Source organism: Dictyobacter kobayashii (assembly GCF_003967555.1).
Classification (GTDB): Bacteria; Chloroflexota; Ktedonobacteria; order Ktedonobacterales; family Ktedonobacteraceae; genus Dictyobacter; species Dictyobacter kobayashii.
Map to the genome: position 1 here is coordinate 3,674,056 of NZ_BIFS01000001.1, position 26,067 is coordinate 3,700,122.

At 49.9% G+C, this 26,067-nt stretch carries 19 protein-coding genes and 1 pseudogene; 9 read left to right on the top strand and 11 right to left on the bottom strand.

What is annotated here, in order from left to right; all coding sequences use genetic code 11:
* Positions 1-24: 24 nt before the first annotated feature.
* Complete coding sequence (locus EL645_RS16235; RefSeq protein WP_126551488.1) at positions 25-336, bottom strand: metal-sulfur cluster assembly factor; 312 nt, start codon at positions 334-336, stop codon at positions 25-27.
* A gap of 822 nt (positions 337-1,158) precedes the next feature.
* Between EL645_RS16235 and EL645_RS16240 the strand changes: the two genes are divergently transcribed.
* Together EL645_RS16240 and EL645_RS16245 are read left to right on the top strand one after the other, a co-directional pair.
* Positions 1,159-1,710 carry a sensor histidine kinase gene (locus EL645_RS16240; RefSeq protein WP_126551489.1) on the top strand — a complete coding sequence of 184 codons (552 nt, stop codon included), beginning with the start codon at positions 1,159-1,161 and terminating at the stop codon, positions 1,708-1,710.
* Between the two features lie 91 nt (positions 1,711-1,801).
* Positions 1,802-2,083, top strand: a complete 282-nt coding sequence (locus tag EL645_RS16245) for a response regulator transcription factor (protein ID WP_281276310.1) — start codon at positions 1,802-1,804, stop codon at positions 2,081-2,083.
* A 29-nt stretch (positions 2,084-2,112) separates the two neighbouring features.
* Here EL645_RS16245 and EL645_RS16250 read toward each other — a convergent pair whose 3' ends face one another.
* From EL645_RS16250 to EL645_RS16265, 4 genes are all read right to left on the bottom strand, one after another.
* Positions 2,113-3,762 carry an AAA domain-containing protein gene (locus tag EL645_RS16250; protein ID WP_126551490.1) on the bottom strand — a complete coding sequence of 550 codons (1,650 nt, stop codon included), beginning with the start codon at positions 3,760-3,762 and terminating at the stop codon, positions 2,113-2,115.
* Positions 3,720-4,184, bottom strand: coding sequence for a hypothetical protein (locus EL645_RS16255; protein ID WP_126551491.1), 465 nt, complete (start codon positions 4,182-4,184; stop codon positions 3,720-3,722). Before EL645_RS16255 ends, EL645_RS16250 begins: the two co-directional genes overlap by 43 nt.
* Entirely contained in the window at positions 4,148-5,365 is a 1,218-nt protein-coding gene (locus tag EL645_RS16260; protein ID WP_126551492.1) for a PD-(D/E)XK nuclease family protein, read from the bottom strand. Before EL645_RS16260 ends, EL645_RS16255 begins: the two co-directional genes overlap by 37 nt.
* A gap of 241 nt (positions 5,366-5,606) precedes the next feature.
* Complete coding sequence (locus EL645_RS16265) at positions 5,607-7,316, bottom strand: L-lactate permease (RefSeq protein WP_126551493.1); 1,710 nt, start codon at positions 7,314-7,316, stop codon at positions 5,607-5,609.
* A 221-nt stretch (positions 7,317-7,537) separates the two neighbouring features.
* Here EL645_RS16265 and EL645_RS16270 point away from each other — a divergent pair, with 221 nt between their 5' ends.
* Positions 7,538-8,722, top strand: coding sequence for a DUF711 family protein (locus tag EL645_RS16270; protein ID WP_126551494.1), 1,185 nt, complete (start codon positions 7,538-7,540; stop codon positions 8,720-8,722).
* Between the two features lie 22 nt (positions 8,723-8,744).
* Here EL645_RS16270 and EL645_RS16275 read toward each other — a convergent pair whose 3' ends face one another.
* The 5 genes from EL645_RS16275 to dnaA all read right to left on the bottom strand — a co-directional run bounded on the left by EL645_RS16275 (position 8,745) and on the right by dnaA (position 13,510).
* Positions 8,745-9,344, bottom strand: a complete 600-nt coding sequence (locus tag EL645_RS16275) for a GAF domain-containing protein (protein WP_126551495.1) — start codon at positions 9,342-9,344, stop codon at positions 8,745-8,747.
* 210 nt (positions 9,345-9,554) lie between these two features.
* Positions 9,555-10,061, bottom strand: coding sequence for a universal stress protein (locus EL645_RS16280; protein ID WP_126551496.1), 507 nt, complete (start codon positions 10,059-10,061; stop codon positions 9,555-9,557).
* A 428-nt stretch (positions 10,062-10,489) separates the two neighbouring features.
* On the bottom strand, positions 10,490-10,798 hold the full coding sequence (locus tag EL645_RS16285; RefSeq protein WP_126551497.1) for an ATP-dependent Clp protease adaptor ClpS: 309 nt from the start codon (positions 10,796-10,798) through the stop codon (positions 10,490-10,492).
* A gap of 164 nt (positions 10,799-10,962) precedes the next feature.
* Positions 10,963-11,541, bottom strand: coding sequence for a hypothetical protein (locus EL645_RS16290; RefSeq protein WP_126551498.1), 579 nt, complete (start codon positions 11,539-11,541; stop codon positions 10,963-10,965).
* A 328-nt stretch (positions 11,542-11,869) separates the two neighbouring features.
* A complete protein-coding gene (gene dnaA / locus EL645_RS16295; RefSeq protein WP_161977404.1) occupies positions 11,870-13,510 on the bottom strand; it encodes a chromosomal replication initiator protein DnaA in 1,641 nt (546 codons plus the stop codon).
* A gap of 693 nt (positions 13,511-14,203) precedes the next feature.
* Between dnaA and EL645_RS16300 the strand changes: the two genes are divergently transcribed.
* From EL645_RS16300 to murA, 4 genes are all read left to right on the top strand, one after another.
* Entirely contained in the window at positions 14,204-14,944 is a 741-nt protein-coding gene (locus EL645_RS16300) for a hypothetical protein (protein WP_126551500.1), read from the top strand.
* 325 nt (positions 14,945-15,269) lie between these two features.
* Positions 15,270-16,715: an FHA domain-containing protein gene (locus EL645_RS16305; RefSeq protein ID WP_161977405.1), complete on the top strand. Its 1,446-nt coding sequence runs from the start codon at positions 15,270-15,272 to the stop codon at positions 16,713-16,715.
* A gap of 212 nt (positions 16,716-16,927) precedes the next feature.
* Positions 16,928-18,451 (top strand): phytoene desaturase family protein, encoded by a 1,524-nt coding sequence (locus EL645_RS16310; RefSeq protein WP_126551502.1) that lies wholly within the window; start codon positions 16,928-16,930, stop codon positions 18,449-18,451.
* 15 nt (positions 18,452-18,466) lie between these two features.
* Positions 18,467-19,801: a UDP-N-acetylglucosamine 1-carboxyvinyltransferase gene (gene murA, locus EL645_RS16315; RefSeq protein ID WP_126551503.1), complete on the top strand. Its 1,335-nt coding sequence runs from the start codon at positions 18,467-18,469 to the stop codon at positions 19,799-19,801.
* A gap of 83 nt (positions 19,802-19,884) precedes the next feature.
* Here the strand turns inward: murA and EL645_RS16320 are convergent, their stop codons facing one another.
* Complete coding sequence (locus EL645_RS16320) at positions 19,885-22,161, bottom strand: hypothetical protein (RefSeq protein ID WP_126551504.1); 2,277 nt, start codon at positions 22,159-22,161, stop codon at positions 19,885-19,887.
* Between the two features lie 370 nt (positions 22,162-22,531).
* Here EL645_RS16320 and EL645_RS16325 point away from each other — a divergent pair, with 370 nt between their 5' ends.
* Positions 22,532-23,365, top strand: coding sequence for an SAM hydrolase/SAM-dependent halogenase family protein (locus tag EL645_RS16325; protein WP_126551505.1), 834 nt, complete (start codon positions 22,532-22,534; stop codon positions 23,363-23,365).
* A 752-nt stretch (positions 23,366-24,117) separates the two neighbouring features.
* Positions 24,118-26,012: pseudogene (locus EL645_RS45470) on the top strand (PrkA family serine protein kinase).
* Positions 26,013-26,067 lie beyond the last annotated feature (55 nt).

A 26,067-nucleotide genomic window follows, 5' to 3' on the forward strand; every position in this document is an offset into this window, starting at 1 on the left:
TTCTTTATGTTATTAATAGCCCGTTTACATCATACCTAGTTCCCATTTAGCATCTTCAGTCATACGATCTGGCGACCAGGGTGGATCAAACGTTAACTCAACTTTACAGCTCTTAACGTTTTCTACCTGTAATACACGCATCTCGACTTCAGACATAACCTCGCCAGCCATAGGACATCCCATAGCCGTCAGGGTCATTGAGACGTCGACGTTGCCGGCCTCATTGTTGATATCCAATCCGTAGACCAGGCCGAGGTCGACGATATTGACTGGTATCTCTGGATCGTAACACTCACGAAGCGCGTCCATGAGTTCTGCTTCATTAATTTCTGCCATTTTGTGTGGCTGCCTTTCCAAACGTATGAAAGTGTTGAGATCGCGATGAAAAATATACGCATCGCATGGGTGATCTCATAGTATGCTCAAGCCAGGAACAGGACCCCACGCAATAGAGTGTTTGCTGTATTCCCACATCTATGCTGAGAGAACAGAGCTTGCGCACCCAAATCTGTTTGTAATAGATCGCCCGCTTTAACACACATCTTCATACGTTTTCAACTATATGCGAGGGCTTCCTGTTGCTCTCTTAATCCGAGTAATTTAGTAGGATTATGCCTCACTGTAATATATACCGAACAGAAAGTACTTGTCAAAGTGCATCAGTTATCAGCCAGGGCTTTTTCATGGTCGTCCCGAGATCGCAGGGAGATCACGAGCAAGCAATGCGATGGACCTTCTTTCATGTGTGGAGAGAGTGTGGTGGGTGGCCGCAGCCGCTCACCACACTCTCTCCACACTCCCAGCCCGGCGCCGCAGGCGCCAAAGAGGAACATGAAAAAGCCCTGGACCCTCTCAGGAATTTGTTGTCATGATGTGAGATGGATTAGGATATTTGTCATGGGCTAATATGAAATTCGCCAGTTTCATGGCCACCAGCTACTATAATATACATATAGATTATTATATGTATTAATCTATTGGCTGGCACTCTGGTGATTGGGCTTGCTTGTGGTAGGTGGAAGATTGCATTCCCCAGGCGTTACGGCCCTCTCCTACAGGCTCAAAATCTCTCACGAGCCAGAAGCAACCAGATGCATCTTGCCCTGCAGTTATTCACCATTTTAGCGATGTGGTAAGCGGAGGAAGGAAGGAAAAAAGATGCTGAATATTGTTGAAGCTTCCGATACTCATGTGACACAACATGAGGAGCGTCGGCGCCTCGCGCGCGAATTACACGATGGGGTTGTGCAGTCCCTGACCGCCCTGGTAACCGATCTTGAGCAATTCCGTTCCCAGCAGTTTTTTGAGCATGAGCTGAGCGAGAATATTGAGAACTGGCATGCCCTGGCTCGCAATAGCCTGCTGACATTACGCCAGACATTAAGCGGCCTGCGTACAAATGCCATGGGAAATTTCGATTTTGTCGAGTCTGTGCTGGCAATGTTAAAAAGTATGCAAGATGCTGGTTATAAAGTAACCTTTGAGTGTAATGACTGGCCTACCCAGTTGCCGACTGAATACGCCTCAAATCTCTATTATGTTCTGCGTGAGGCTATCATCAACATTTGTAAGCATGCGGCCGCCACGGCAGTTGTCGTCAGTCTGTATGAAGCTGAGGGCTGCTTACACATACATGTCGGTGATGATGGGGTGGGATGTCTGCAACTGTTACCACGGTGGGCTCTACCCATGGCTGGCACCAGGGATTAAACGGCCTGCGTGAGCGTGTGTTGCTATTGGGGGGCGTATCACCATTGAGAGTACACCCCGACAAGGGACAAGCCTCAAAGCAGTTATCCCTATGCCTGTCTCTATGCCGGCCGTTCTCTCCTACCAGGCACAAAGCAATCAGGCGGATGAGTCGATGTATCAGGATGATGGCTTAACCGCGCGCGAGCGTGAGTTGCTCATTTTGATCGCGCAGGGTTTAGTCGTCAAAGAGATCGCACGCCTCTTAAAGGTGAGCGAGAAGACGGTGCGCAATCATATCAGCAACATCTATCATAAGCTGGCTATTTATGATCGTTCCCAACTGGTCATTTATGCCATGAAAAAAGGACTGGTCGATCTGCAATCTCTCTAGCAGCTATCCCATTTCCCATTCGTCTATTTTCAATGCGCTTGCACTGGAATGGCGACTGGTTCTGCCAGTAGCGTATTCATGCTTTTACAGTAGGTGATCAGGCGCGAAAACGTGGGTAGGTGTTCCAGGGCGGGAACACTGCCTACCAGGATGAGTTTGCGTTGCGCGCGGGTCAGCGCCACATTCAGGCGGTGTGGGTTGACCAGAAAGTTGCGTCGCTGACTTTCAAGCTCTGGTTCCTGACTGGTGGCGAAAGACATTAGAATGACCAGGCGTTCACCCCCCTGAAAACGATCTACGGTATCAACGCTCAATAAGGTGTCTGTTGAGAGGGCCTGCCAGTTGCTAGCCGGATCGTTAGTGAACAGGTGACGACGAATATTGGCGACCTGAGCGCGATATGGCGCGATAATACCAATGTCCTGGGGTTGAATGCCACGTGCCAGCAAGCCGGCGACCAGTTCACGTATCGCGCGGGCTTCAGTATTGTTTTGTTTGGAAGCGGCGTTTGCCTGCTCATCGCGTACGTCCCAGAAGACCAATGGGAATTTAGGGTCGAGGGCTTTGCGCACGGCCTCTGGCTCTGCCTGTTTGGGCTGGACGCGCCCGGGTATCTGTGGATAGATAAGGCGGCGATTAGCAATTGAGGCATGTGCCAATAGTTTCTGATCGTAGAAGACCGTGGATGAGAAGTGTGAGATCCACTTATTCATGCGATATTGGGTTAAGAGAGGTACGCAGGCGCTGACATCGAGCGGATGTTGCTCCATATACTCCTCGTCACGTTGTTTTAAAAAGCTGAACAGCGAATCCGCGAGTCCGGCCGCGGCTGCTTCCTGGCTGAGGACAAGGGGCGGTAGCTGTTTTTCATCTCCCACCAGTATAAAGCGCCGGGCAAAGCGCAGGGCGCCCAGGATCGCTGGGATTGTGAGCTGGCCCGCTTCATCAATAATGGCTACATCGAAGATAAAGCCTGCATTAGTTTGTGGGTGATCACTATTTCTGGCTGTATTTGGCGCGTATTTATCTGATGACCAGGTAGCTGTGGTAGAGGCTACCACAGGCGTGGTGTACAATTTATCAAAGACAAGATCTTGATAGGATTTGTCTGGATGAAATGGATCATCTTTTAATACTTGCCCATTTGCCAGGGCCTGCCGGGTGTTATTGAGTTGTTCTTTGAGTAACCAGGGCTTAATTGCTTCATGCACACTGCGCTCGCTACCCAGGCGTAAAAATTGGGTAAAACCCTCGCGCACCAGTCGTTTCAGCATATTGTCGACGGCCTGATTGGTGAAGGCTGCCAGCAAGACGCGTTGACCCTGATCTGTCAGGCGCTTTACAATCTCAGCGATCACACTGGTCTTGCCCGTGCCTGGAGGGCCATGAATGAGCAGATAATCTTTCATTTGCAGGGCTCTCAAGATGGCCAGGTTTTGCTCACGATTGAAATCGGCCCGGCCTGTAATCTCTTCATGGATAAAGCGTGGCCGAATCTTGCCTGCCACCAGATCCTGTATATGTGCAGGTACGTGATGCCAGCGAATGAGATTTTGCAGGGTACGAACGTGTACCAGGTCGTTATCATAGCGGTCGAGCAGCTGCGGTTGCGCGATCAACTCGCGTGTCCAGATGGTTACCGCTTCGGCACTGATCGCTGTAATCGTACCACTGACCACCTCGCCAGCGATTGGATTACCATCGCTGAGGAGAATCTCATCTCCTTCGCGCAGCTCAGACGTATTTGTACAGCTAAAGGTCTGTGTCCAGCCATCGCTCTGGATAGCTGGTTGGCCGAGGGCTCCAGTCCCAGGATAGCGCTGCCGCGCTCGATGCGTTCTTCTACTGGCGTGAGCCAGAGTTGTGCCTGCTGTTGCTCACCTGCCCGGCCTTCAATCTGTAGCAGATGATAGTAGCGGGCAAAAAACTCGCGCTCAGTACCGGGGTTAAGCTGCTGGACCTTTTCTGGTAAGGATTGGTTTTCCTCTTCCTCTTCCTCTGGCTGAGATGCTATAGCCTCTTGCTCAACTGGTTTTTGTTCGAGCAGCTCTGGTGGTTGCCAATTCAGCAGGGTTGAGACCGTCTGACAGTGTTCGAGCATGGCGCATTTACTGCAGCGTGAGGGCCCTGGGGGGCCGAGGGGACACCGGTAACGCGGTTCAGGATCAAAATATTGCGTGTCTCGTTGACGCGTTGAATTTCGCGGATGCTGGCCCGGATGCCAAAGGCCTGAGCCTTGCCGGGTGTGCCGCTATACAGCAAGGTCGCAAAGGCGCGTTTCATTTTGGATTGCCGCCGTACCGCTAATAGCGCATGATAGCCCAGGACCTGCCAGCGATGATCACGTTTTGGTAGTTCTCCACTGGCTCCGCCCGTCTTTAGCTCCAGCAGTCGTTGCTGGCCGGCCTGTTGCCAGAAAAGGTCCAATCGGCCACGCAGCCCAATTTCAGGGGCCAGCAAGAAAGTCTCGGCGCGCACCTGGTTATCTACGCTTGCCTGCTGATCATCCGCGATTACCCCTGGCAGGGTCCAGAGCGTATTGCTTTCACTCTCATACCAGTGGGCCAGGCTTTCCAGGTGTGGTTGTACCTCGGAACGCATCGTCTCAACCGATACATCGGCCAGGGCAATATCGATATTATTGAGTTCAATAGCCTGATCGAGGTGGCGCTGCATAACCTGCAACGGCGTTTCCGTAGTTGGTGTTGCGGTATCCTGGGCCGTCTCTCTAAAGGTGCCACGATCATGCTCTTTAAGTAGCTCTTTAAAGCAATAATGGACGATATTTCCGCGAATAGTGGCTTCGGTAGCTGACGATGGAATAAGCCGATTCAATAAATACTGGCGCGTACAATATTCGGCCTGGTTGAGGTCCGTGATATTCAGGAGTATGTCGGTTTCCAGTACGGCCAGGGTGTAGGAATTACCTATATAGCGCGGGCGCCTGCCATTTTTATATTCAATGACCACAGGCTCGTTTGGCAAATGGTAGATCTGGAGCTTCAATGTATAAGGAGCAATATTGCTGCTGCGAGCCTTAATCTCCTTGATCAAGCTGCGGTAATAATGGTCTTCTAATTGTATTTCAACGCGCTCGGTGCCGGTATCTATCACGATAATAGAGACACGTTCACCTTGATATTGTCGCTCCTGGGCACTAACAAAGTGTCCCGAAAGTTGTGGTGTATGGCAAGGCTGTTTAGGGTCAAGCGTACAAAGAAAACACTCCTGGCGCTGTCTGGCCTCTTTTGACTCATTCTGATCTGCCTTATGAATTTGCATTAATGTACACTCCCCCCTTATTTGCTCGGCTTGCTGAAAGTGTACGGTACGAACATAATTTCGTCAAGGGAATGAGGAGTTCTGGTTTTTTCTGTGGTGATCGCAAGTTGCTCCTCTGTGTGCGTGCGCTGTCGCGCCCGAGCTATTGTTTTATATGCAGGTTGCAGAACGTGCGCGGTCGCGCACGTTCTGCAACCTGCATATAATTTTTTTGAGCGCCATTTGCGCGAAATGTATGCTCTTAGTGGGGGATGATGCCCGGGATAAGATACTGTTGTATCATCACGATGATGCCCAGGATTGTGGCCAATATAATACTGTGGAAAAAGGTACGGCGGATAATCAAGCCCTCTTTCCCGTTCAATTCTGTCGTAGAGACGCCGGTACTGACATTCTGGGGGCTGATCATCTTAGACATAACCGCGCCACTGCTATTACTGGCAGCCATCAGGACCGGGCTGAGATTCAGTTGACGTGCGGCTACTACCTGCAGGTTGCCGAAGAGCGCGTTGCTGGAGGTATCACTGCCACTTAAAAAGCAGGCGATCCAGCCGAGGAAGACTGAGAAGAAGGGGAAGATCCCTCCTACTTTAGAGATTGCCAGGCCCAGTGTATATGCCATGCCTGAGTAGTTATACAGGTAAGCCAGTCCGATGATCAGCATTACTGTCAGGATTGGAAAGCGCAGCTGTCGCCAGGTGTCGACCAGGGCTAGCCAGATAATGCTGACGCTCGATCCAGCCATGATCATCGCGATCGCTGTGATAATCACTGCCAGCAAAATTGCTGTCCCTGTTCCCAATGGTTGGAAAGCGTAGACAGCTGCATAGGGTTTATTATAGAGCGTTAGATAGATCTGCTTATCCAGGCCGGGCCAGTGGATGGATTGGGCACCGAAGGCCGGCACTTTGAGAAAGGTCCAGATAATCACTATTACGCTCACCAGTAACCAGGGTAACCAGGCCAGGATTGCTTCTCCCAGATTGGGTTTTTGTGGGTTGCTGCTGGTCTCACTGGCAGCTTGATCGTCTCCCGACTCTACTCTTGCTGATCCCGCCTCCAGTACCGCTGCATTGCCACTGACTGTGGTTCTCTCAACCACAGGTGCAAAGGTTGCGCGATAAAGTTCCATGTCGCGTGGTTTCCAGACCTGCACAAACAAAATGACACAGATGAGCGAGAAGAGCGAGGCTAGCACATCTGGCAGCTCTGGTCCCACAAAATTAGAGACTGTAAACTGCATCAATGCAAATGAGAGTCCGGCTACTAGCGCAACGGGCCAGATTGTGCGCAGGCTGCGAAATCCGGTGAAGATCACCATGGCATAGAAAGGTAAAACCAGACCGAAGATAGGGAGTTGGCGACCGACCATTGCTCCTAGCGTGCCTGCATGCAGACCGGTCACGCTGGCCAGGGTGGTAATTGGGACACCCAGGGCGCCAAAGGCAACTGGTGTCGTATTAAAGATCAATGTCAGAGTAACCGCCTCAAGAGCTGGGAAGCCGAGCGCGATCAATAAAGCGCTTCCAATGGCTACCGGGGTTCCAAAGCCAGCTACCCCTTCCATGAGTGCCCCAAAGCTGAAGCCAATGATCAAGAGCAAAATACGCTTATCGGGCGGCACATTATATACCATCCAGCGCCTGAATAGTTCAAACTTGCCCGAACGCACCGCGATATTGTAGAGCCACATGGCGTTCCAGACGATCCACATCACAGGAATCAGCGCGAATAGCATGCCGTTCAAGGTCGCGCTGGCGGCCTGTTGTACAGGCATCTGCCATATCCAAATAGCAATGATCAGCCCGATAATCAAACCTGCCAGTGCAGCTTGCCAGGCAGGACGACGTACAATGCCTAACAATATTAGGACGACAATAATAGGAATAAAGCCAACAATGAGTGAGAGAAAGAGGTTCCCTGCGACCGGGGCGAGTATTTGGTGGAACATCAGTGTCCTCCGTTCAAGTAGTACTCTATTTCCGGTATTAATATGTTTGACTATTCGTATATTTTGACATAATAAAATATATTATGTCAAACAAGGATTGGATGGTGTTTGGAGTGTTTTTGAGAATATCGGGTTGTAAATTACAATTAAGTCAGGTTGCTAATAATTAGAATGCTATAATGCCCTGGTAGGTGAGATAGCGCTTAGAAGCGAGGAATAACATGTCTTTACCAACCATACGAACTATTACGCTGGGTATAGCAGCATCCCATCCAATTGCTCATCAAACGTTCGTAGAAGCCCGCCAGATACTCCAACAGGCACGTGTCCGGTATGAGGACGCAGGCTATGAACTGCAAACGCTGCGCCTCTCCACACGTCCTTTTTTAGATGATCTGGCCAACTGGTCGCCCAGGGCTATTCTGGAATATGTCCAGGATCGGCAGTTACTGCTCAACGAACTAGGCTTAGAATATTGTTCTCTGGGGACCGCTTTTGCTTCTCGACCAGCTTTTCCATTGGAGCGCTTAAGTTTGCTAGGAGATATCTTGATCGCGACCAATTCAATGAGCACCACTGTAAGCCTGGCTGATCCTGAGCATGGTATGCGCCCCGAGGTCGCGCTGCCGGTGGCGCAGCTTATGTTGCGTCTGGCGCACGAAACGCCGGAGGGCTTTGGCAACTTTCGCTTTGCCATGCTGGCCTGCGTCGCTCCCGGCAGCCCTTTCTTTCCTGCCGCCTATCATGCAGGGCCGACCAGTTTAGGCTGTGGCTTGCAGGGTGCCTCTTTAATTACCGAGGCGTTACAGACATTGCAGGCCGATGGCCAGCGTCCATTGGATCTGCGCCAGATTACTGAAAGTGTTGGCAACTTGCTAGAAGAAAAGGTACGCCCAGTCGTTTCACTGGGACAACAGATTGCCCGTGAGGCTGGGGTACAGTTTGAGGGCATTGATCTTTCTCCCGCTCCTATGGGCGAGGTCAGTATAGCGCATGCTATGGAATTATGTGGTTATGGTCGATTCGGCGAGCCGGGAACCCTGGCTGTGGCGGCGGCCCTGACTGCGGCCTTGAAAAGCACTTCTTTGCCAACCTGTGGTTATAATGGATTGATGCTTCCTGTCTTAGAGGATGCATTACTGGGTCAGCGTTGGGCGCAGGGAGCTGTGAACGCCCACCAGCTACTCCTTTATTCAGCGGTCTGTGGAACGGGTCTGGATACCATTCCGCTGGCGGGCGATAGCACACCGGAGAGTATTGCGCATCTATTATTAGATGTTGCTACCCTGGCGGTACGCTACCAAAAACCACTCTCAGCTCGCCTCTTTCCGGTACCGGGTCGACGAGCTGGAGATTACACACAATTCACTTCACCTTATCTCACAAATACACGGATTGCACCATAATACAGGCAACCGCATACATTACTTATAGGGAGACATGGGTGCCCCAGAAGGCATTCATGACTCCATGGTAAGAGTTGCGGATATTCTCATATAGACGAGCATTTTCAATTGCCAGGGCAGCCAGGCTAGCCAGTACCGAAAGAAATTGAATATCGTCTTCCAAGAAATTAGTCTGCCTATCGGTATAGACGCGCATTACGCCAATGGCATTGCCATGAACTTCCAGCGGTACACACAGCACCGAGACCAGACCTTCCTGGCGAGCGGCTTCTTTATATTGAAAGCGAGCATCTGTCCGTACATCAGGGATGTAGACGGGAGAACCTTTGAGTGCTTCACTATCAATAGGGCTATTGACAACATTCACAGGTCCTTTGGACAGATACTCGTTGCTTAATCCATTTACCGCGCTCAGCTGTAACTGTCCCGTATCCTGGTCTAGTAGACGCAGGCCACAGGCTTTTACCTGCATCGCTTCCGTAATACTGATCACAACGCTCTGTAAAACTTGATCAAGTTCAAGGCTGGACGAGATAGTGAGCGCTGCCTGGTGCAACGCTTTATAATAATCTCTTGTTGGGAGTTCCGCCTGGCTCTTTGTATTTGAGTCGTCTTTCATCATAATTTCCTCCCCGACACACTGCCTGGTAGATGTGTTTAAAATTGCAGTTACACTTAGTAATACGTATACATAGCCATATACGTATCAGTTCCATCAGGAAAAAGCCCGAATTCCCTTCGGTTCAGTTTTCTGTTAAGATTGATTGTACTGCAAACTATGATGAGGTGGAACTCCTTCTTAAGATAAAGCTCTCCTAGAGATACATTTATATCAATGCGTTGAATTGCCTGTTGGTGGATCTTGTACCAGCCAGACGCGACAGGGTGCGTTTGCCAGTACATACGAAACGGTTTTGCTTAGCTCGCTTTGACTCTTGCCATTATTGCGCATTAAGCCAATTAATAACAAACCACAATTGTGATCTCTCGCCTCATCGACAATAGCGGGACCCGCATCACGCGCCTGCACAACTTCAGCAACTGCTTCGCAACCCACGCGATCAGCAATTACCATAGCTGAACTGAGCATCTGGTCTGCGCGTTCGGATTCCTGAGTGAGGACGGCTTTCAGTGGCAATGCACGTGGCACTTCGATGACATGAACGAGATGGACCTTACGTTTGGCTCCTTTTGCCATCTGGCAACCAAGATAGACAAGATTGGCGTCAAGCTTTTCGCCGCTGATAACGACGGCAATGGCGCCGGCAGCACATTCTCCTAGAGCTGATTTGCTGATCTCAGTCTCTTCTTTGGTCTTGGAACCCCATAAGTGAACCATGATTTCTCCCCTCCTGATGGAGCGTGATAAAACAGCATCATCTGGCACCTTCAGTGTCAGCTAATCTCAACGAACGTCTACCAAAATTGCTATTCAGATAAAGCAATCAGTACTACCGCTTTTATAGTTCGCGTTGGCCCTTTGCCTCTGCTTATTTAACTGTACGGTGTGACATCCGAGCGACTAAGCATTCTATCTTCTTGGGTTAGTGACGTCAATAGCGCATGTATATACAAGTACTTCGGTACTGGTAGGAATATAGATCACTTAACCCTGTGATTTACATCTCACCTGGCACTTGTGTTTATGCTGCTGCCTATAATACGTAAGACGCTGAAAAATGGTTGCCTAGAGTAAAAATAGGGTAATTGAATAGTATTATCCATGCCAGAATAAAGAGAAAAGCGACCGGCCGGTCGCTTTTCTCTTTATTCTGGCTCAATGGTTGCTGTGAGATTGTAACTTAATAAACGTTCCTGGTAATATTCCGCAACTTCCCGGGGGCAGACAGTAACTATGGCCTGACCGGTTAGATGGGCTGTCAACATGATGCGCTCTGCTTCCGCAACGGTCAAGCTATTGACTGCATGGACGAGAGCGAAGATTACATAGTTCATTTCATTGTAATCATCATCATGGACAATAACTTTGTAGGGAGGAAGAAGCCTGGTGCGATCAAGCACGATTTCTTCCGGCCTTACCTGGAACCGTGTTACAGTCCACTGATCCTTGGACATGGATAATTTCTCCATTAACGAACAGTAAGATTGTGCCTTAAGCTTTCCAAATCTATTGTAACCAAGAGTCACACATTTTACTAGTGCCTTAGCTAACAATCACTATAGATAGAAAAAAAACATCCCATTCACGGCGGAATGGGATGTTTTTATAATGAGGGCCATTATTCCTGGCGGGTGACACTGCGATCGATGCGACCCTGGTTATTGAGAAGAATGGCTCGTGCTCGCGAGTTGCGGCTAATATTTTCAGGATCATCAAAACGTAGCGCGATCACATTCAATTTCCCCTGTACCTGTCGGGGTGCGGCTGGCGGTGGCACTGGCTGGGCCTGCTGCCCAATCGAACCACGGACGCGGCCGCGCCGTAATAAACCCAGAATGGCACCCAGTACCAGGCCGAGGGCGGCTCCTACAATCAGCGTGGTTGGTTCTGGTAAATGTGGTAGTGCAAAGGTCGTCGCAAAGGTAAGTCCGGTGACCACGATACAACAGATAACAGCGAACAGCACGATAATGGCCGGATTAGGACCTGAACGTTGTGTTTGGAGGAAAAAATCGCCGCGGGCCTGGTTGGGCCCATGCTCGCGGAACTGACCACTCCCCACGCTACCAGCTGGGAGTTGATGGATCTCTTCCGCGTTAAAGCCGGCTTTTTTCAGCTTATCCGAGGCTGCTTCTGCTTTTGCCTCATCTGGGAAGACCGCCAACAGATCGTAGTTGGCGTGTTGTTGTTTCTGCATACGAAGTAGCTCCTAGTAAGGTGACTGGTACTCGTTTTTGGTTTTATTATACACTGTTTTTTTGTGGGGTGTATGGAGTTAATTTTCTGGCGGGCATGGTGTTTCCTACGCTTAGCAGCTGCTTTTGCCTGTATGCGTGCGCTGACGCGCCCGAGACATTATTCTTAATGCGCCCATTTTTGTGCCGCATTAAGAATAAGAGACACTGAAGCGTTTCACATAAAACATCCGCCCGCATAGGTAGGAATGTAGGAGGGGAACGGTGCGCAGCACCGTTCCCCTCCTACATTCCTACCTATGCGGGCGCGCAGCGCACGCCCACAAACATCTAGAAAGAATGATTCTGCAAAGAATCCAGCACAGAAGCAATCTCTTGCTTCACCAGATCATTATTACCCATTTCAGCATGAACTTTTTCCCAACCATGCATAATGGTTGTATGATCGCGCCCACCCAGGGCCGTCCCAATCTGTAGCAGGGACGCGGTCGTCTCTTCGCGCATTAAGTACATCGCTACCTGGCGCGGCCAGACAATATCGCGATCGCGCTGTTTGCCGCGTAGCAGCTCTGGATTAACGTTGTAATAGCGGCAGATACCATCCAGTACTTCGTTCACCGTTAGATTAGAGGTCGTCGGCGGTTTCTTATCGTAAATGTGCTCCAGCGCCTGTGCGGCCAGGCTGACTGTCAGCGGGGCGTCATGCAATGTTGCATAGGCAATAACGCGATTGAGTGCACCTTCCAACTCACGTACGCTACTGCAAACCGGGCGCGCGATATATTCAATTACGCCAGCGGGTACCGTGAAGCGTAAGGAATCGCATTTTGAGCGTAGAATAGCCAGGCGATGCTCATATTCAGGTGGCTGCACATCCGCTAGCAAGCCCCATTCAAAGCGTGAGCGTAAGCGATCCTGCAGACTACTGATGGCCTTGGGCGGCCGGTCGCTGGTTACCACAATCTGCTTATTAGCATTGTGGAGCGAATTAAAGGTATGGAAGAACTCTTCCTCAGTTGATTCTTTGCCAGCAATGAACTGAATATCATCGACCAGCAGTATATCGATCTGGCGATACTTAGAGCGGAACTCTTCCGTCTTTTGAAAACGGATCGCGTTGATGATCTCGTTGGTAAACTTCTCTGAGGTTGTATAAAGAACGGTTAGTCCCGCATCCTCGCCTGCATGTCCGATGGCATGTAACAGGTGGGTCTTGCCCAGGCCAACGCCTCCATATAAGAAGAGGGGATTATAAATGCGCCCTGGATTCTCGGCTACGGCCAGCGAGGTCGCATGGGCCAGCTTATTGGATTTACCCACGATAAACGAGCTAAACGTGTAACGTGGATTCATCAGCAGCCCTTCGACGCTGACATGCGTGGGACTATATTCCTTTGTCGGCGGTGCTTCTTTGTGTATGGGCTCTTCACGGGCGGCCGCTGCCTCTGCATAAGACGTATATGATGAAGGCGCTGGCTTCTCTGGCTGATCCTGTTTGTAGTTTACCGGTGGGCGTGCTGGAATCCCATAATCTTCTTTTTTCTGCCGATAAACAGTTTCCGGTGGCGTTGATGGCGCCAGAGAATTAATCGTGGGGGCCGCTTCGGGCGGAGGCACACGTTTCCCTCGCAGTGGAGCTGACAGGCGTCCCTTCGAAAGGCGGTAGGTGCGTTTGGCCGGGCGATAGGCATTTGAGTCAGCCCCATTATCAGATGCGGCGGGCTGCTCTTTGGTTACTTCGAAGCGAACTTCGACTGGACCACCAGTGATATCTACCAGCGTAGAACGAATTAATTCCTGGAAGCGTGTTTCTAACTGTGCTTTTGCAAAGGTGGTTGGAACGCGGATAATAAAAACGCCGTCTTGAAATGAGAGCGCTGAGGTCCCTTGAAACCAGGTTGTAAAAACGGCAGAGTTCACCCTTGGCCTTAATCGTTCTATTGCTGTTTGCCAGATTTGTTTTGCATTCACACGCAGCACCCCTTTGGGGAGATTGGTTTATTGTAGCTAGTGTCTCAATTTGCTTTTAATACACTACCCGCACGTTATCAGTAGTAGGCATAGGTGTTTTTAGACAAAAATAAGTCTCTGATAGTAATCTCGTGACGGCAGAGTGTAATGGTAGCATTAAATCAAAACGCTGTAAAGCCCTCCTTTCGTACCATCCAGATCATTATACCTGCCGTCTGAACGTGTCCATTCTATGTACTCCTGGGGCTGCTATAAAAAGAAGATATTCTTTATGTTTTGAGGCTTTTGGTACCATAATGCGAGCTATCTCATAGTTTTCATTCGTTGTGTAAAGTATACTGAACCAGTTATAGATTCTTTCTGTCCCGTAAATTGCCATGACTAGATTAATGGCAATGCCGTTCAATCGTATGAGCGCAGCTGCCTGACAGGCGCACCCTCTTGCTCGCCACTGATCAAGTTGAATTGCTAAGCCAGTGGCAGCGGAGCTAGCCGCGTCCAGGCGGCGTTTACGATTGCTTTTAAATAGCATGTTTAGAAGTTTGCCCCGGATGGTAGAGAATTACAATATGTTTGTGACAGGCTTACTCTCATTCCGAATATTTAGCATACAAATGTTGAGTGAGGCTTGAGGTGGTGGATAGGGAAGAATCGAGCTGTCGAAAATGCATATATACTTTTAAGGAGCTTCTGATGTCTCTTTTTTATCGGTTTGTGCCGCGCCCTCGTCGGGGTGTGGCTGGTATACATGTACGCCCACAATCATTCATCTTTCTTGCCTGTATGCTTTTCCTCTTTAGTATGGTTATCAGTGCCTGTATCAGTGATAGCAATTCAAACAATGGTGGGAATGCCCATACAAGCGCTGCTGCTACCCCCGCTCCAGTGCAATTGTCATCATTGGGTTGGTGTGGTAAGCCGAGTGAGATTTTCCGTGATCAAGCCTCTGATCATGTTCAGGCAGGTGCTAAATCAACCGACCTGGGACCAGCTGATGGTAAACCCAGGACCGTCACGGATTGGAATACTGTCAAAAGCGATCTGGGTTTCACTATTTATTTGCCGAAAAGCCTGCCCGCTGGCACCTGCCTGCTCAGCGTTTCTGGCTCATTGCGTGATCCTATCTTTGGTAGCAACTTTACGATTACCTATGTGTTACCAGGTCAGGATGCCATGAGCTTTTCACAGGCACCTGTACGTGTCAAAAATATCACATTCCAGTGTACCGTCTCTCAGGGGACTGCCTCGACGGCGAATAGTACGAACACGCATGGTTCTGCATCGACCCCTACAGCGGCCAAAGAGCCAGTTCAATTATGTAATGGCATTCGGGATCAGACCAATATCGTGTTTTCGGCTCGCGGTAACACCAGCACTTTGCAGCAAATTTTTCAGAATTTGCAGCCTGATGTTGATTGGACTCCGGCCAAATAGTGCCCGCTTCATTTTTAAACTGAGCCGTGAAAAATACCCTTCCTGTTCGTCCTAGTTAGTGGAGCGATCGTATCTAAGATATACTCGCTTATGCACCCTTGTAAGAGCTGGTTCTGGCAGAGAAGATGGGACATAGGTACAGGCTCTTAAGTAGCTCTGGTCTCCTTCAGAACGGGTGGCACAAGAAAGTATAGGACGCCTTAGCATGCCGTTCTTCAGGGGATTATACTCGACGCTCAACTTACACTTCTGATATAATGGACAGAAGTTTTACGTGCACGCGAAATATATTCATGCGCGCATACAAATGGGAGGAACTTTTATCATGGATAAGTGTCCCTACTGTGGGGCTGAGACTCGGCAAGGTGACAACTTCTGTTTAAACTGTGGCAATCGCCTGCTTCCTGCAACTCCCTCACCTTCTTCAGGTCAGCAGGCTCAACCAATGATTGGTGAGGCCACTGTTGCTGCACCAGATGATTGGAGTTCACAGCCATCAAATCCTGTGCCGGGCAGCGGCGCATCCTGGGCAGCTGATCCTTCCGCGCCAACCGCTGCGGGTCCATCAGCTGAGCCTGCAACTGTGCGCGAGCCTGCTGGCACCGCCCAGGCGACGCTCGATAGAATTGCAGAGCCAGGTGTTTTTGTGCTCCGTTCTGATAATGGAGATATCATCCAGGAATATCCACTGGATAAGAATGAGATCGTTATTGGCCGTGCGCCAACCAGCGACATTTTGCTCTCAAAGGATAAATTGACCTCACGTCGCCATGCTACGCTGCGCTACGAAAATGGCCAGTACATGTTGCACGATGAGCATAGCGCCAATGGTACCTTTGTGAATGGGCAGCAGTTGGAAGAGGCCACTCCCTATCCTTTACAGGATGGAGATCATGTTGGCATTGGCGAGCATGAGCTCCTTTTTAGAGCCCATGGTACCCAGAATAATGAGCTAGAAAATCAGCCGACGATATCTGTTCCTCAGAATTCTCCCGCCAATCCAGATTGGACCTACCGGACCAGCAGCGATGAAAATGGGACTATCTCTGACAATGACGATTACGGTACCTCTGAGATGGGGGCTGAGCCTGCTTCTTATGATGCTCCGGTCGCCGAACAGACTCCAGCTGAGCCACCGGCTACTCCAGCACCAGAGGCTGAGGCGCCGATCTCGCAGTATGAGCCAGTTCCAGCACCAGCTCCTGTTACTGAAGAGCCTGCACCAGTGACTGCGGCATATGAGCCCGAAGAGAATGCTCCCGCTGCACCTGCTAGCGTTGAAAAGACCCCCTATGTGGTTCCTTCCTCGCCGACGCCTGTTTCAGATAGTCATATCTCCTTTAGCCGTTTCTCAGCGATTACGCCTCCTTCATTGCCTGATATGAGTGCATTGATGGCCGCTCTCTCATCTTTGGATGGACAGATTATGTCGCTGCAGGAGCAGTTTAATGCCACTCAAGATGCTATGCGCAATCATGATACTGAGGTTGCACAGACTGCCAATCAGTTGCGCAGCGGCATTCGGCGCGTGTCTGATCGCATGGATGGTATGATTGCTGACGTTGCCCGCAGCCGCGAAGCTTTAGCCTGGGCTGAATTACTCCAATTGATGGAGGATGTAATGAATAATCCTCGTGATATTGAGTACGTCACCAAACTGGCGCGTAAAGCTCGCGAGCTTAACAAGGTATTCCAGATTCATCAGAATGTGTTGAATACTATGGCTGAGTGCAATAGCTTGCTACGCAGCTTGATTGGTGAGGAGAGGTAATCACCCCGCGCTCCTCTTGCATATGATTTAACAGGGCGGACACCTGGCTCCGCCCTTTCTCTTTTTCTAGTTGTCCTGAGTTTTGTTTTACGTCTGACCACTACCTACACTACAAGTGATTACAGTCTCTCTGAAGGAGCCGGGTATTTCGGTGTGCATAGGTGGGAGTCAAGTCACTGTGATATCAATCTTGCTAACTTACCGGAAATCTCATGTATAAACAAGCACCACCGCGTGTCGGGGATCTTTCTGAAGATGCTTCTGGCGCGCACACGACCAAGCATTTCGATGCTATTATCATTGGTGCGGGCCTGGGAGGCCTGCTTAGTGCCGCTCATCTTTTACAACGCGGTAAACGTGTAGTCGTCGTAGAACGTCTGCCCCATAGCGGTGGTCGTTTTACCGCTAAGAACTTTCATGGTGTGCAGGTCAGTACTGGCGCTGTACACATGGTGCCCTTTGGCAGTAGCGGTGTACTATCACACATGTTACGCCGACTTAACGTACCGCATCGTCTCTATGACGCAGATGTTTTTGGTTCATTTCATGTGCATGGCAGACAGTATCGTTCGCGTGGGCTCCTGGGCGTCGCACAATTTCTAGGGCCGCGCCAATTCTTCTGGTTTATCCGCCTGGGTTATTTGATGTTCTTTCGTCAACTGCCTCCCGAAGAACGTCGCCTCCCCTTTGATCTCTGGCTTGAGCGCCACATCAATGTCGAGCGCAATCCACAACTGGTCGCTTTTTTTGCCAGCATCTCCCGTTTCGCTTTAAGTCTTGAGCTAAACCAGGTCAGTACCGCCGAAGTTGTTCGTACGACCAAAAATATGTTTCGCTTCGGTGCGCCTGCGATTGTGGAGGGTGGCTGTGGTGAGATTACGCACCAGCTAGAAAAGCTTGTTGAGACCTACAATGGAGAGATCATGCTCTCCACGGAAGTCTTGAGTATTGTACAGGAACAGGGAAGTGTCAGTGGTGTACGGATCAAAAATAAGGCTACGGGCGAAGAGCAATCGTTGCAGGCTTCACTGGTAGTCAGCGATATTGGACCACGCGCTACCAATGGTCTGTTGCAGCATCGCCGTATTAAGCAAGCTGATGTGCTCAAGCAAAAATATGCCGAGGACCACACGGCCAATGTTACGGCGTCTGACGATGTGCAGGAAGCCGTTGGCCTGAAGGTGCATATTCTGAGCGATGTCTCGTTGATTCCTCATAAAGGCATCATGTATTGTCTGGATACCAAACGCATTGCTGGTATGGTGCAGCCAACCAATAGTGATCCTTCTCTGGCTCCAGCTGGCAAGCATCTCCTGATCAGTCACCAGGTTATTCAGAGCAATAATGTAGAGGAAGAGCGCGGCCTGGCTCTGGCCGATCTGCGGAGCATGTTTGGCGAAACATTTGATAAACACTGTCAGATTTTGACTATGGGCACTTATCGTGGTGAATGGCCAGTGAACCGCGTGGCCCAGGGCGAGGATGTGCAGCCACAATTAGATGTGCAGGGACTCTATCTGGTGGGTGATGCAGTGAAACCATCTGGCTATCTGATGGTTGAGGGTGTGGCACAGAGTGTCAATAATTTTCTAGATCTCTTAGATGATCTGGATCAGGAGCAGGCTGCTGTGCGCAAGACGGATCCTCGTCTCAGGCGTAATGTTATGTCTCCTCCTTCCCGGCTCAATGCATTGCGCTGGCTCTGGAAGGCACCCGGAAATTCTGGAAAATCGTAGGAAGGTCTAGAAATAATGTTTGAAGTTGAAGAGCACCAGGCTCCCCATTATCTGGTAACCGGGGGCTCTCCTTTGCAGGGAGAGGTAACCCTGAGTGGGGCCAAAAACGCGGTTACCAAGATGGTTATTGCTTCGCTCCTGACGTCCGATACCTGCACCTTGCGTAACATCCCGATCCTGGGTGATCTAGAATTGACAGTCAAGCTCTGCCAGGAATTAGGTTCGCAAATCCAGCTTGATCGGGATAAGCATACCCTCTCTATTAACACCAATGAGATAGTCGATTACCGTGTATCGAGTGCCGTTGGGGGGCTTAATCGTATCTGCGTGATGATGATCGGGCCCTTGCTGCATCGCTGTGGCGAGGCTGTGATTCCGTTGCCGGGTGGTGATCGTATCGGGCCGCGACCGATTAATTTCCATATTCAAGGTCTGCAGCAGATGGGGGCGAAGATTACCGAAAAAGATGGCTATTATTATTGCCAGGCTCCTGAACGTCTGCATGGAGCTACTATCTCTCTTCCGTTCCCCAGTGTAATGGCGACCGAGAATCTCTTGATTACAGCCTCTCTGGCCAAAGGTGTTACCATCATTGAGAATGCCGCTAACGAGCCAGAGATTGTCGATCTGGTCAAAATGCTCCAAAAGATGGGTGCCATCATCGAGTTTAAGGTAGATCGACGTATTGTAATTGAAGGCGTGAAGTCATTACATGGTGCCAGCCATACCTTGCTTAGCGATCGTAACGAGGCTGTCTCACTGGCGGTTGCAACCTATTTGACTAAAGGCGATGTGTATTTACGCCATGCGCAACAGGATACTTTGCTCTCTTTCTTAAATACGTTGCTCAAGATGGGGCTGCGTTTTGAGGTTGATGATGAAGGCATTCGTTTTATTGGTGATACCAAGGCACCTCCGGCCATTTCTTTAGAGACCGATGTTCATCCAGGCTTTATGACCGACTGGCAGCAGCCTTTTACTGTGTTATTGACGCAATCAGAGGGCATGTCGGTGATCCATGAAACTATTTATGAGGATCGTTTCGGTTATACCACTGCCCTTGAGCGTATGGGAGCCCACATCGGTCTTTATCCCAAATGTCTGGGTGAAGTCCCCTGTCGTTTCCGGGAAAAGCAGCATATGCATAGCTGTGTGGTACGAGGACCAACGCCACTGGTTGCTACGCGCCTGGATATTCCTGATATTCGTGCTGGTTGTTCTTATATTCTAGCGGCGCTCTGTGCCGAGGGAACCTCAACCGTCTATGGTATCGAACATATCGAACGTGGCTATGAGCACCTGGATGTAAAGTTACGTAGCCTCGGGGCTCGCATCGAAAAAGTTCTATAAAATGAGAGAAAGCCCCGGCGATGCATGTACTTGCTTGCAAAAAGCATGAGGGATGCATCGCCGGGGCTTTCTCTCCGGACCATTTAGCTTTGTAAACTGGTGCGTACCTCGCGCAACTGTTCGGGCGTCAAAATCCTGAACAGGATCAAAAGATTCTCTAGATCGTATTCCAGCCCCATCGAGTGTAGTTCCTGGCGAATACGGCCCAGGGCGCTGATCTGCGTGGTTGTAATCAAGCCATAGCTCACCAGGCTCGCAGCCAGTAACTGGTCGGGAGTAAGCAACTTAAACATAAGCAATATTTCACCAAGCTGATAATTCAAATCCACACCACGTAACATCCTTTGAATGTTTTGAGCAACCTCCAGACGATCCTGTGGAACCAGATGTCCGTCAAGTAACACTTTGTTAAGCGAGCGTGTCGCCCTGCCACTTAATACCTGGGGTTGCACGCTATTAGACTGCTCGGACAACGCTGGCATGGGAGGGAGACTTTGAACAATATCCAGTAAGACTGCATTATTGGTAGTCATACTTTCTGCCAGATCATCGGGTATCTGTATGTTGTTGATTGGCTGTTCCTCTTCTCGCTCCATTGAGGACTGAGTGTTATTCTCCCTCTCTTTGCTTGCCATTGTCGTCGTGGGTTCTTCTGTTCCAGTCGCCATAGGTTTGGGTTCGTTGACCGGAAGCTCACGATTAACTTCTGGTTGGGCCGTTGGTTTTTCTTTTACTTCTGGCGTGAAGAGGGGCACAACTATTTTGTTGGGTGTTGGTGTAACGGTTGGTAAGGGTGTCGAAATCGACGCCAGATGCGGAGAAGTGGTCTGATTGGTTGGATTGACCGCCGGCTGATGGGCGGTTTGTGGACCATAGTTAGTGCGTGAGAGTACATCGGGCCGACGCATTGTCTCGCCGATGGCTGGTCCTGTTACCGTACGCTCGATTGGCATATCTTGAATAGGAGAAGCGCGTAAGGGCTGGGTTCCTATTTTCTCATCAGGTTGTGTGAGGCGGGCGCCCAGGTTGATGGGTGACGCATGCGTCTGATTGTTTTCCTGTTGGATGACTTGCTCTAGCCTGGCTTCACGCTCACGGGTGGTGTCAAGGGTCGAATATGAGGTGGTTGTTGGATGCACTGCCCGCATAGAAGCTGAATTGTTTGTTTCGGCCTGAGGAGCATTGGAATAATAAGTATTTGTCTGACCCTGTGGCCTCTCTCTAGTTTCGACAGGTGTCGTCGTATAGTTTGTGGTATTAAGGGGTGTCCACTGTGATGCGGCTGGTGGGGGCGTGGGCGACGTTGGTACGTAAGTTGTACTGATATTCTGGTTAGGATTGATGGTAGGAGCAGGCGCTGGCTCGTCACGGTTTGGAGAACGAAAGCCCTGGACCATACGGGATAGTTGGGCCAGACCAGACTCATTGGGCCCATCGTAGCTTAATTGTCCACTGGCGAGCCGTTGTAGCACCGTTGAATCGTTATTAACTGGTTGGGTTGTTTGGGGCACTACCGGCTGGCTGACTGTAGGTTGAGGCCTGGGTTTCTCTCGGTTATCCTGAACCGGAGGCTGGCTGCCTGTATCCTGCGAACCCCATGCGCGTTGATTGGGATAGAGAACCGCACGAATCTTCTCACTGTAGGAAGGCTGATTAGAGCCGGGCAGACCAGTCGCTGGTGAAGGGATATGGTTCTGGCTCTGATTTAGTGACGCATTTTGGATGGCTGGTTGTGACGATGTAATGGAATGGTTAAGCGGCGTTTGTGGCAAGGATGTTGCGTTAGCTGGCCTGGAATGGGCTTGTAGAGAACCTGTGTCTGATGGTAAGGTGGTAGAAAATGCTGTACCAGTTCCAGTCTGTGCTGGACGTTGATTGGCGGATGGCGTAGATAATGATGAGAAGCGTGGCATCCGTGGCTGTGTATTTGTATTTGGATTGGTGGTATCCATTGGGATAGTCGCGCTGGGAACTCGTACCCGGACGGCATCGACCAGGCTCATCAAGCCGAGCATACCATCGATCTCCATATCTGCATTGGCGTTTGAGGCGTGATCATCAAGATCACGGGGCCCATAACCAGCCAGGTTAGTGCAGACAAATGTGAGTACCTGAACCTTGCGATCTCGACGCTGGGTATCCAATGCCACCCAGAATTCCCTACGCGCGGCCGCAGCCTGAGCAAGATTCACCATAACTAGCCGAATAGGATAGCGAGCAATGGCATCAAAAACCTCAACGGCAGTACGGGCCGTATGATTGGTATAGCCTGCTAATTGTAATTCACTGCCTAGCAGTGTCGCAAATTGTTGATCTCGTTCGAAAAGAAGGAGGTGTGGTCCACCTGTGCTAATATTCATACCTGTATCACTCCAGTTGCTAGCCGCATGATAACTGAGTTCACAGGGGTAAGTTTCAATGTGTGCTCGCTTGATCCTACAACGCTGTCCATCAAAGCCTCCTGTGCCTATACCCCTACCTTACAGGCACGAGCAGAAACACAGTGCAGAGGAAGTGTATGGTGATACAGGCTGTGGGAGCCTTGTTGCTCTGTCTTGTGCCGCGCCGTGACTGTATTCCGAGCTAGTATAGCATATATCTCTTATAATGTCATAACAATCGGGTACGATAGGTGACTAATGACATCTTGCCTGCCCGCCGTGTACGCTTATCGCTATTTGAGTATATATTACGGCTGCTTTTTCACGTTTACAGGAGGACCATTGTACTATGCATCAACATGTTTCTCTATCTGTCTCTCCGGTTATTGGTTTGCTAACGGATTTTGGTTCGCATGATAACTACGTTGGCGTTATGAAGGGGGTGATGGCAGGTATTGTAGCGGGTGTAACTTTCGTCGATCTTACGCATGAGATTCCACCACAGGATATAGTGGCGGGCGCCTGGGCATTGGGAACGGGTTATCAGTATTTTCCCGCTGGCACTGTCTTTGTCTGTGTGGTTGACCCTGGCGTTGGGAGCGAACGGTCTCCGGTGGCTATTCATGCGGGCAATTGGTATTTTGTTGGACCTGATAATGGGCTGTTCCATTTCGTACTGGCTGAACAACCAGTCCATGCCGCGGTCAAGCTCACCAATGCCGCTTACCATCTTCCCCGTGTCAGCTCGACTTTTCAGGGTCGTGATCTTTTTTCTCCTGTTGGTGCTCACATTGCTGCCGGTCGTCAATTGCACGAATTGGGAGAGCCATTGGAGGTGGCTACTTTGCGTCGCCTGGATCGGCTGCAACCGGTGCAGAAGCCGGATCGCCTTGAGGCCGAAGTTGCCTATGTGGACCACTTTGGGAATCTGGTGACCTCCATTGCCCTTGATCTGCTTCCTGACTTCTTTGATCGTCCCATTGTGCATCTTTTACTTCCTCGCCAGCAGTTTATCATCACCGAGCGCCGGCGATTCTTTGCTGACCAGGAAAATGCGGAGGAGCCATTCCTTTATGTGGATAGTTCGGGTTATATTGGCATTGCTATCCACAATGGTTCGGCGGCCCGCGCCCTGGGTATTGGCCGTGGCGAAGCCGTCACATTAATCTGGCGTGATGCATAATTAAGCGGAATTATCAACTCATGCCAGATGAACCATACCAGCATGCTGCAAGATGGCATTGTCAAAACAACTTTATGGTATAATCCGTTTTAGCAAGAAAATCTTTTTCAGGGAAAAAAAGAGCTTGCTGATGCGTAAAAAGTAGGTGGGCTAAAACCTCTGTCGTAGCCCATTCTTAACACATACATAAACTGCAAGTTTGACCCCTTCTCAAGGAATAAGAAAATATGCTATAATGAGCTTATACCCTATAAGATAATGGGAGCTCGTGGCGGTAGTTGCGTGGCGGAGGAACATAGCACTTTCAATCGTAGATAGCGTTCATCTCTTGCCTGATACCTGGAGTGAGAAAGGACCGATTGAAACAGCGCAGGAGCATCGATATGATGCAACTTTCGATAGTATCCCAACACATTCGATCTAAGGGTTGGACAAAGAGTATCACAGATCTACATTTAAATATTATCCTCAGAAAAGTAGAAAGGGCTGGTTTTCTCGCTATAAACGACGAGCAAGAATCCGGTCCTTTTGGTCTTATGAGTCCAACGTATTGTGTTGGATATTGGATAAAAAACGTATACGAGCGATACTCTCTTTTTCACCCTTTCTCCTCTTGATCTTTCCTGGTCACGTAGTGCGTTTTCTGGTTCGTACACCGTAGCAGCAGTCAAAAAGCGTAGTGTAGGAATGCCCAGGAAGGGTAATGACCCCATTCCCCATACACTACTAGTCATACACAGAGAGGATGAACTATGGATCTGGTGAAGCGGTTAGAAGAATACCGGGACCGTGAGCGCGAGCTCATGTGGGAAGGGACCTTCGCGGAGTACTTCGAGATAGCCTGTAAGAAGCCAGCGGTAGCTCGACTTTCTCATGAACGCATTTATAATATGATTATGGATGGTGGGGTAGATACCACCCGTACAGGAGAGACGCGCTACAAATTCTTTAGCGACGAGATTTTTGGTATTGAGAAGCCTCTCCAGCAAATTGTGGATTACTTCCATTCCGCGGCCCAGCGTCTGGAGGTCCGTAAGCGTGTGCTTCTATTGATGGGGCCTGTGGGTGGTGGTAAGTCGACGATTGTCCAACTGATTAAGCGTGGCCTGGAAGCATATAGCCGTACGCCAGAAGGCGCAATCTATGCGATTAAAGATTGCCCGATGCACGAGGAACCTCTCCATTTGATCCCATATGAGCTACGTGGCGATGTGGAGAAAGAGTTTGGCATCTACGTGGAGGGTGATCTGTGCCCCATTGCCGCTATATGGTAGATAACCAGTATCGTGGTCGCATTGAAGAAGTTCCGTTGAAGCGTATTACGTTCAGCGAGAAGTATCGTATTGGCGTGGGTACGTTTACGCCTTCCGATCCTAAGAGCCAGGATATCAGTGAGTTGGTGGGTGGCATCGACCTGTCTACGATTGGTGAAGTGGGTGTTGAGAGTGATCCTCGTGCTTATCGCTTTGATGGCGAACTAAACATTGCGAACCGTGGTGTGATGGAATTCGTCGAGATGCTCAAAACCGACGAGAAATTCCTGTATGTACTCCTGACCCTCAGCCAGGAGCAGAACATCAAAACAGGCCGCTTCAGCATGATCTATGCTGATGAGGTGGTGGTAAGCCATACCAATGAACATGAATATCAGGCCTTTGTTGGCAATAAGAAATCGGAAGCGTTGCAGGACCGCATTATTCTGGTGAAGGTTCCTTATAATCTGCGCGTCTCTGATGAGGTCAAGATCTACGAGAAGTTGCTCAAACAAAGCTCGCTGCAAAATGTTCATATCGCTCCCTATACCTTGCGCATCGCCAGTATATTCGCGGTTCTGACGCGCTTAGAGCCTTCAAAGAAAGCCGGTATGAGTTTGATGAAGAAGCTCAAACTCTATGATGGCGAAGATATGGAGGATTTCAAGCAGAAGGATGTGCGCGAATTGCAGGAGGAAGCAGTACGCGAAGGTATGGATGGCATTTCCCCCCGTTATGTCATTAACCGCCTCTCGAACGCCTTGATCAAAAATAACGTCACTTATATTAGCCCTATCGACGCGCTACGTGCGTTACGCGATGGCCTGGATCAGCACACCAGCATTACCCGCGAAGAACGTGAGCGCTACCTCAATTTCATCAGCGAGGCCCGCAAAGAGTACGATGAGATCGCTAAGAAGGAAGTCCAGCGTGCTTTTGTCTACTCCTATGAAGAGTCGGCCCGTACGATGCTTAATAACTACCTCGATAATGTAGAATCGTATTGCAACAAAACGAAGTTGCGTGATCCCATTACTGATGAAGAGATGGAGCCCGATGAGCATCTGATGCGCTCAATTGAGGAGCAGATCGGTGTGTCGGAGAACGCCAAGCGTTCGTTCCGCGAAGAGATTCTGATCCGCATTTCCTCGCTGGCCCGCAAAGGTATGACCTTTGATTACACCAGCCATGAGCGACTGAAAGAAGCTATCGAGAAGAAATTGTTTGCCGACCTGCGCGATGTCGTGAAGATTACGACCTCGACCCGTACCCCAGACAAAGAGCAGTTGCGGAAGATTAATGAAGTTATTGAGCGCCTGGTGGCCGAGCAAGGCTATACTTATGAGAGCGCCAATGAACTTCTCCGTTATACTGGCAGCCTCTTGAATCGGTAATTGTGTCAGATGCAGGATGATCAGTGTGGAATGTTCCGGAAACCGTTGGCAGTTC

Excerpts from the sequence above, each read along its gene's own strand:
- EL645_RS16245 (WP_281276310.1), top strand. The coding sequence starts at position 1,802 with ATGCCTGTCTCTATGCCGGCCGTTCTCTCCTACCAGGCACAAAGCAAT.
- EL645_RS16310 (WP_126551502.1), top strand. The coding sequence starts at position 16,928 with ATGTATAAACAAGCACCACCGCGTGTCGGGGATCTTTCTGAAGATGCT.
- EL645_RS16270 (WP_126551494.1), top strand. The coding sequence starts at position 7,538 with ATGTCTTTACCAACCATACGAACTATTACGCTGGGTATAGCAGCATCC.
- EL645_RS16240 (WP_126551489.1), top strand. The coding sequence starts at position 1,159 with ATGCTGAATATTGTTGAAGCTTCCGATACTCATGTGACACAACATGAG.
- EL645_RS16290 (WP_126551498.1), bottom strand. The coding sequence starts at position 11,541 with ATGCAGAAACAACAACACGCCAACTACGATCTGTTGGCGGTCTTCCCA.
- EL645_RS16325 (WP_126551505.1), top strand. The coding sequence starts at position 22,532 with ATGCATCAACATGTTTCTCTATCTGTCTCTCCGGTTATTGGTTTGCTA.
- EL645_RS16260 (WP_126551492.1), bottom strand. The coding sequence starts at position 5,365 with ATGCAAATTCATAAGGCAGATCAGAATGAGTCAAAAGAGGCCAGACAG.
- EL645_RS16320 (WP_126551504.1), bottom strand. The coding sequence starts at position 22,161 with ATGAATATTAGCACAGGTGGACCACACCTCCTTCTTTTCGAACGAGAT.
- EL645_RS16300 (WP_126551500.1), top strand. The coding sequence starts at position 14,204 with ATGTCTCTTTTTTATCGGTTTGTGCCGCGCCCTCGTCGGGGTGTGGCT.
- EL645_RS16275 (WP_126551495.1), bottom strand. The coding sequence starts at position 9,344 with ATGATGAAAGACGACTCAAATACAAAGAGCCAGGCGGAACTCCCAACA.
- EL645_RS16285 (WP_126551497.1), bottom strand. The coding sequence starts at position 10,798 with ATGTCCAAGGATCAGTGGACTGTAACACGGTTCCAGGTAAGGCCGGAA.
- EL645_RS16265 (WP_126551493.1), bottom strand. The coding sequence starts at position 7,316 with ATGTTCCACCAAATACTCGCCCCGGTCGCAGGGAACCTCTTTCTCTCA.
- murA (WP_126551503.1), top strand. The coding sequence starts at position 18,467 with ATGTTTGAAGTTGAAGAGCACCAGGCTCCCCATTATCTGGTAACCGGG.
- EL645_RS16235 (WP_126551488.1), bottom strand. The coding sequence starts at position 336 with ATGGCAGAAATTAATGAAGCAGAACTCATGGACGCGCTTCGTGAGTGT.
- EL645_RS16280 (WP_126551496.1), bottom strand. The coding sequence starts at position 10,061 with ATGGTTCACTTATGGGGTTCCAAGACCAAAGAAGAGACTGAGATCAGC.
- EL645_RS16255 (WP_126551491.1), bottom strand. The coding sequence starts at position 4,184 with ATGCTCGAACACTGTCAGACGGTCTCAACCCTGCTGAATTGGCAACCA.
- EL645_RS16305 (WP_161977405.1), top strand. The coding sequence starts at position 15,270 with ATGGATAAGTGTCCCTACTGTGGGGCTGAGACTCGGCAAGGTGACAAC.